General features: G+C 54.9%; 4 protein-coding genes. 3 read left to right on the forward strand and 1 reads right to left on the reverse strand.

Features of this window, described 5'->3' with window-relative positions; translation table 11 throughout:
- Window positions 1–147 precede the first annotated feature (147 nt).
- Genes FDP25_RS13935 through FDP25_RS13945 form a run of 3 tightly spaced genes read left to right on the forward strand, consistent with a single transcriptional unit; the run spans window position 148 to window position 6,167 of the window.
- Window positions 148–2,838, forward strand: a complete 2,691-nt coding sequence (locus FDP25_RS13935) for a class I SAM-dependent DNA methyltransferase (RefSeq protein ID WP_154152923.1) — start codon at window positions 148–150, stop codon at window positions 2,836–2,838.
- The gene (locus FDP25_RS13940; RefSeq protein WP_154152925.1) at window positions 2,838–4,898 is read left to right on the forward strand and encodes a DEAD/DEAH box helicase; all 2,061 of its coding nucleotides are present in this window, start codon (window positions 2,838–2,840) and stop codon (window positions 4,896–4,898) included. The genes FDP25_RS13935 and FDP25_RS13940 overlap by 1 nt, the downstream gene beginning before the upstream one ends.
- A 15-nt stretch (window positions 4,899–4,913) precedes the next feature.
- Window positions 4,914–6,167, forward strand: coding sequence for a GIY-YIG nuclease family protein (locus FDP25_RS13945; RefSeq protein ID WP_154152928.1), 1,254 nt, complete (start codon window positions 4,914–4,916; stop codon window positions 6,165–6,167).
- Between the two features lie 130 nt (window positions 6,168–6,297).
- Here the strand turns inward: FDP25_RS13945 and FDP25_RS17080 are convergent.
- Window positions 6,298–7,267: hypothetical protein (locus tag FDP25_RS17080; protein ID WP_172982808.1), on the reverse strand; the 970-nt coding region annotated here is incomplete at its 5' end.

The following is a 7,267-nucleotide window of genomic DNA, read 5'->3' on the forward strand; positions in this document are numbered from 1 at the left end:
GACCCGGGCGCTCGAGAAAAGTGGCCTTACTTCAAGCCTTTGCAATTTATCCGGGTGACGGATAACGTCTCGATGACAGTCTTTAATTCGTTTGTTTTCCGGTTCTGTCCTACCTCGTGAGGATCAACCGACCAGGAAGTACCGCCCATGAACCCGTCTGAAGTCTCCGATGCGCTCGAAGAGCTTGTTCTCACACCGTTCGACTCGGAAGAATTCGCCTATGGCTTTGCAGCCGCTACAGGCAACGCAAAGGCAACAGTATCGAAGCTCCGCCCTGGGAAGCGCTCTCTGAACCGCTCCAAGTTGCCGCGCGCTGTTCTGCTAAGCAAGAAGTTCTACTACGCCCCGGCCGAACTCGGCGATTTCGAAGGGGCTCTCGAGCAGCTTCGCGCGGACAAGAACACCGCGAAGCATAAACCAGCCATCCTGATCACTACAGACGGTGTGGATCTCGTAGCCGAGCATCTGGCATCAGGTGAGACGCTGCGATGCCCGTACAGCGAAATGCATCATCATTTCGGGTTTTTCCTGCCAGCGGCCGGTATGACCCGATACAAGGCAGCTGAAGAAAACGAAGTCGATGTCAAAGCGACCGGTAAGCTCGCCAAGCTTTATGACGCTCTACTGAGGAAAAACCCGGGTTGGGCGGACGAGGCACGCCGCCACGACCTCAACCAGTTCATGACCCGTTTGGTCTTCTGCTTTTTTGCCGAGGATGTTGGGATCTTCTCAAAGGACCAGTTCACCCGTCTTGTGGTGAACCACGCAGGCGAAAAAGGCGCAGAAGCACATATTGCGATTGTTCATGCCTTCGAGGCGATGAACCTCCCTCGCGATGCACGCGAGGACCTCCCGACCTGGACCCATGAGCTCGAGTACGTGAACGGCGGTCTTTTCTCCGACCACATCGACTGCCCTGAGTTCGACAAGATCGCCTGGGGGTATTTCCAGGATGCCGCGCGGCTCGACTGGCAGGAGATCAATCCGGACATTTTCGGATCGATGATCCAGTCGATCGCGGACCCAAAGGCCCGCGGCGAGCTTGGAATGCACTACACCTCAGTGCCGAATATCTTGAAAGTCCTGGGTCCGCTCTTCCTCGATGACCTGGACGCTTCCATCGAGAAGACTTGGGATAAACCCAACGCCCTGAAAAAGGTCCTCGAAAGACTTGGCCGGATCCACGTTTTTGATCCCGCCTGCGGGTCTGGGAATTTCCTTGTCGTTGCTTACCGCCAGTTGCGCGAACGGGAGATGAGAATCCTTGCTCGGCTGGGAGATTTGAGTGGCCAGACGCAGGTGCAGATGTGGTCATCAATCTCTTTGGCTAATTTCCATGGGATCGAACTGACCGATTTCGGCGCCGAGACTGCGAAGCTCGCGCTTTTCATCGCAGAATATCAATCCAATGCGGCCATGGCTGAGCTGTTCGGGGCTGCAGCCGAAGCCCTCCCATTACGTGACGGGGGTCATATCGTTCGTGGGAATGCTCTTCGTCTCGATTGGGAAGAAGTATGCCCACCTCCGAGAAAGGATGAAGAGGTTTACATCGCCGGGAATCCACCCTTCCTTGGAAAGGCACAACAAGAACCTCATCACAAAGCTGACAAAGACTATTTGTTCAGTAGCGTAGGCCGAAATTACAAGGCTTTCGACTATGTCGTTGGTTGGTTCTACAAAGCCGGTCAGTATATCGAAGAACGCTCTGCGCAGGCGGCGCTGGTGGCAACGAATTCGATAGCTCAGGGTGATGCGGTTTCAACAATATGGCCACTAATTCTCGAAAGATCTCGGGAAATTGGATTTGCTCATCGAACATTCAAATGGCGAAATAATGCAGCTGCTAATGCCGCGGTTATGTGTGTCATAGTAGGTATTCGCAATAAATCCCAACAACCAAAGAGGTTATTTAACGGAACTCTGGAAACCAAAGCATCAAACATTAACAGTTACCTGTTAAATATGCCCGAGGTGTATGTGAAAAGGTCATCCTCATCCATCTTCAATCTACCGGAGATGAAGTTTGGCAATATGCCTGGTGATGGAGGAAATCTAATTCTCTCACGGGATGAAGCAGAAGCGCTCATAAAATCCGACTCCTCTGCCAAAAAATATGTTCTTCAATTTATGGGGTCGCAAGAGGTAATTCGGGGTATTGAAAGATATTGTCTTTGGTTAACGGAGGATACAAAGCAACTATGGTCTCGTAATAAAGAGGTAAATGCCAGGCTGCGCGCGGTAAGAGATTTTAGAAAAGCAAGCACAAGGAAAGACACACGGGACTTGGCAGATGACCCGTATAAGTTCCTTTTCGAGTCGGGTAGGCAGAAAAATCATGCAATATTTGTTCCCAGCGTGACCTCAGAGCGCCGACCATATTTGCCGTTTGAGAGAGTTGGTCAAAATACGATCGCGTCAAATCTGAATTTTGTTCTTTATGATGCTCCTGACTGGTGCATATCTTTGATAGCTTCACGTTTACATATTGCTTGGATTGGAGCGGTATGTGGGAAGCTAAAATCTGACTTTAGATACTCCAGTACATTGGGCTGGAATACGTTCCCTATTCCGCGCTTCACGGAAGAGCAGCTGGAAGCCTTGAATGCGTCAGCGCGCGCGATCTTAAAAACAAGGTGGATGCATCATCCGAAAACCATCGCCGAGCTTTATGATCCTGATAAGATGCCAGAAGATTTGCGCGAGGTGCATCGCAAGAACGACGAGCTACTCGAAGCGATGTATATTGGCCGGCCATTCAAAAATGACACCGAGCGCCTGGAGAAGCTCTTCAAGCTCTATGCCGCCCGCGTCGAGAAACTGAAAACGGAGGCGGCGTAATGGCTGACCTGATCCGCATGACTTATGGCTCCTCTGGAAGCGCCCAGTCTAATGCACTGGGAATGCGCCCGATGCAGGCGCGTGTTTACGACGCAAGGGCAGCACAATTCATGCTCCTTAAGGCTCCGCCGGCCGCGGGGAAATCCCGAGCCCTGATGTTCGTGGCGCTCGACAAGCTCGAGAACCAGGGTGTGCGAAAAGTGATCGTTGCTGTTCCCGAGACATCGATTGGCAGCTCTTTCCGATCCACTGATCTGAAAAGCTATGGGTTCTATCACGACTGGGACGTCGAGCCGCGCTGGAACCTCTGCCTGTCGGGAGAAGAGGCGAAGGCGAACGCGCAGAAGGTGAAGACCTTTGAGGCTTTCATGGAATCCGATGCACGGATCATCGTCTGCACACACGCCACCTTTCGTTTCGCTTTCGATAAGATCGTGAGTGAGCAAGGCGTTGAGGCTTTCGATGATTGCCTCCTGGCGATCGACGAGTTCCACCATGTCGCCGCCGCCGATGATAATCGCCTGGGCGAAATCTTGCGCCGGGTTCTGACCCGCGAGCGAGCCCATGTGATGGCAATGACGGGATCCTATTTCCGCGGCGACAGTGTTCCGGTCCTGCGGCCCGAGGACGAGGCGAAGTTTCGGTCGATCACCTACTCGTATTACGAGCAGCTCGAGGGCTACAAACATCTCAAATCGCTGGGAATATCCTACGCCTTCTATCGTGGGCGGTACATATCGGCGATCAAGGATGTGCTCGACACGAACCAGAAAACCATCATTCATATCCCGCATCGTGGGTCCGCCGAGGCTTTCGATGATAAGCACAATGAGGTCGGACAAATCCTTGATGCCATCGGCGCGCATATCGGCCAGGATCCAGAGACCGGTTTCGATCTGGTGCGCCGCAACGACGGGACCGTTTTGAAGGTCGCCGACCTCGTCGATGACGGGGACGGCCGGAATGCCGTGAAGGCAGCGCTCCAGCGCGAGATCACGGGCTCCGATGGGAAACGGGATGATGCCGCGGACCGGGACAAGGTGGATATCATCATCGCCCTCGGGATGGCGAAAGAGGGCTTTGACTGGGTCTGGTGCGAGCACGCCCTTACCATCGGATACCGGAACAGCCTGACTGAGATCGTCCAAATCATCGGCCGCGCGACCCGCGATGCGCCGGGCAAGAAACACGCCCAGTTCACGAACCTGGTGGCCGAGCCCGGGGTGGAGACAACCGTAGTTGCAGACGCCGTCAACGACATGCTGAAGGCGATCTCGGGAGCACTCCTCATGGAGCAGGTGCTGGCGCCGAACTTTAAGTTCTACCGCCGCGAGGACGGTGATATACGCGAACCGGTTCACGTGGATAGTGAGGGCCGGGTCAACATCGGGATTGGTGGGCTGATGGAGCCACCGACGCCCCGAGCCCAGGCGATCGTCGAAAACGACATGCAGGATCTGGTGGCTAAGGCCTGCCAGGCGATGGACCGCCGTGTTGTCGGCGACGATGTCGCCCCGGAGGTCGCAACTCAGATGGTTCTAACCGAGATCGTCGAGTCGAGCTATGAGGACCTCGATGATGATGAGACCGAGGCTATCCGTCAGGATCTTGCAGCGCGCATGAATATCATCGGAATGGCGAAGCGCGATGCTGAATCTGCGACGCAGGAAGAAGATCCGAACAAGACCGAAACGGATGATGAGGCCAAGGAAAATCTCTCTCTGATGGACATGGTGAAGCGCTTCGTAAACGTTCGGGAAATCGATATCGATTTGATCGACTCGATTAACCCGTTCAAGGAGGGCTTCGATGTTGCCTCGCGCGCGCTCGATACACCGCTCCTGCAGACCATCCAGAACGCGATGATCGCCCAAAGGGTTCAGATGACCGAGAAAGAGGCGCTTGCGCTCTGGCCTCGCATCAAGCGCTTCAGGGCACAGGAAGGGCGGCCACCGAATCCGAATGCTGAGGATGGTCTGGAAAAGCGCCTGGCCGAAGCGCATGCCTACGTTCGCAACAAGAAAGCGGAGCACCTGCGCGCTCAGGCAGCGGGTGAGTAGAGGGGGCAAAGCCGAATGCCGCGATACCGGAGCCTCGAGGATATCTTCGATGAAGAGGATGAGTTCGGCCTTCTTGATGTGAAGCCACGTGCGTCGGGTGCGGCGCCGCCCGATGCACTCAACGCCGAGATCGTGGCAGAGGTGAATACGTTCTATGAGACACAGGGGCGTCTACCGAACGGCAACAGCCATGATCTCGAAGAGATGAAACTGGGAACGATCTGGCAGAGTATCTGCAATAGCCCCACCGATGCCATGATATCGGCTGATCGTAACAAGCTCTTGGGCTACGGCCACGCGATTCTTCCAAGTCAGGGCGGCGAAGCGCTATCTGACGAACCTTCGGAGGTGGCACGCGACTGGCGCGAGGATCCTCTCGAAGACGAGATACCGCAGAGTCTTGAGGACATTTTCGACGAAGATGATGAGGAATTGCCGGAAGCAGCTGTCGCCCTGCGCCATGTAACCCCAGCAGCTGAACGCGAGCAGCCTGCGCACCGGGCGGACATGTTCCCATGCCGCGACTTCGACCTTTTCGAGCAGGGGTTCTTGGATATGCAAGAACGCCTCGACAGTGGTGAGCGGACTGTTAGTCCGATTGAAGACCGGCAGGAGTTGCGGATTAACGAAGGCGATTATTTCATCCATCGTGGTCTTCTGGCCTATGTTGCCGAGAAGACAGAGCTCTCGCGACGGGGTGGCAAGCCGGATCACCGGCTTCGTCTGGTTTTTTCAAATGGGATGGAAAATGACCCGCTTATGTCTTCGCTAAGGAAGGCCCTCGCTGCGGACAAGACGGCTCGATATGTACATCGCCCTGGGATTGGACCTCTGGATCCTGACTGGCAGGCTGACGCCCTCGAACTGACTGGGACGATTTATGTGGCCCGGAGCAAGTCTGACCGTCCTGAGGTCAAGGAGGTCCGAAACATTTTGCACAAGATTGGCGTCACATCCCAGAACGTGAAACGCCGCGTAGCGGATGCGCGGAATGATCCGACTTTCCTGCTGGCCGATGTCGAAATTGTCGCGACCTATGATCTTAAGAATCTTAGCCGCATGAAGATCGAGGATCTACTGCACCGGTTTTTCGATTCCGCGAGGCCAGCAAATCTAACGATTACTGACCGGTTTGGTAAGAAAGTTCACCCAAGAGAATGGTTTTACATACTGCCAGAGCATGTGCGCGAGGCAGTTCAACTAATTCAAAGCGGCACGCTGCACCTTTATCAGTACGACCCAAGTAGCCAAAGGATTACCCGGAAATAAGAGTGATCAGATCTGCTGATAAATGTGCGGCAGAGAAGGCTGTCTATTCCAGAATCGTGATCATTTTTCGCGGTTTGGGGGAAGGCGATCCAGAGTATTCAGTCGGGACCGTGAGAACGGCGACCAGTCGTCAGCCTTCGACTATCCCAGAGGCCACATCGCCTTCATCTTCTTGTAGCACATCTTCCTCGATGCTCGCGGGGCGGGACTTCACGGGCCTCGGCGGTGGCGCCCGCCAGGCCCGCAGGTGCTGTCCGACGAGATCATAGAAGTCGGGCACGATGCGTTCGATATCCTCGATGAATGTGCGGCGGCCGGCAAAGCGCTTTCCGAGGCTCTCCACCAGGAGCACCTCGAATGCGTGCGGCGCAGCATCTTTGTTCTCTGTCTGAAGTGAGTCCGGGTTCTCACGCAACACGGACAGGGACTCCTGCGTCGCTGGAGCCCGCCCCGGCCAATGAGCCCGAATAATGATCCGGTCATCCTCCTCCTTGAGCATTCTCAGGAGCCAATTGACACGCGCTTTCGTGGATTTGCGGTCAAGAGGTGCCTTGATCTTCATACCCGCGGACACGGTCTTGCGCGTCAGGTCGGCTATGACATCAATGTCGGCTGCACTGTCGGGTATCCGGTAGGTGGACGCGAGGCACTGATCATCCACAAGCTGCGAAATGCCAGCCTTGAGACGCGCGACTGGGTCATCTTTCAACTTGCGCTCGATGATGGTCTCAACAGGTTGTCCGACATGGCGGGATAGGTGAAGGCTCAGGTCGCGTTCTTCTTCGAACCAGCACCCAACGCCTTCCTCGACCTCTGCGGCCGTCTTCTTGAGCGTTCCGTTGTTGGTGACGGCCTGGACGAGATCCTTCCATCCCGATCCCATCTGTGAGAAGCGCTCGACACCCGTTCCGGGGTGGTTCAGGAAGCGAAGCACCTCGTTGAGAAGGAATGTTTGTTCGCGATCCTCGACAGTTTTTTGGACGGCCAATATCTCGCATTGTGTCGCAAGCCAGGTCCAGGACCAGTGGTATAAATCAGTCTTGCGGAGAAGATTCTTCGGAATCGAAACTGGCGAATGATCAGCCCGTGCAACAAACTCG

Source organism: Roseovarius bejariae (assembly GCF_009669325.1).
In the GTDB taxonomy this organism is placed as follows: Bacteria; Pseudomonadota; Alphaproteobacteria; order Rhodobacterales; family Rhodobacteraceae; genus Roseovarius; species Roseovarius bejariae.